The sequence below is a fragment of the Sphingomonas sp. Leaf22 genome (assembly GCF_001421715.1).
Lineage (GTDB): Bacteria > Pseudomonadota > Alphaproteobacteria > Sphingomonadales > Sphingomonadaceae > Sphingomonas.
The window spans coordinates 172,425-172,625 of sequence record NZ_LMKP01000042.1 but is presented as its reverse complement, the minus strand read 5'-3'; the positions used below and the strand labels follow the sequence as shown (position 1 = coordinate 172,625).

Sequence of the window (201 nt, the reverse complement as noted above, 5' to 3'; positions counted from 1 at the left end):
AGCTGGGCGTAGACGAAGCGGTAGATCGTCTCATGGCTGATGACCGGGCGGCCTGCCTCGCGCGCGAGACGGCCTGARACCTGCTCGGGCGACCAGCCGGCRCCGAGACGATCGAGGATGGTTTCGCGCAGATCGTCCTCGCGCTCCAGCCGGCAGCCGCTCCAGCGCCGCGCCTCGGCCTGCGCCTGGGCATAGGCGGGG

Annotated in this window: 1 pseudogene; it reads right to left on the bottom strand. The window is 71.9% G+C overall.

The window, feature by feature from the left end:
- Positions 1-201: pseudogene (locus ASE70_RS20240) on the bottom strand (IS30 family transposase); the annotation flags it as partial.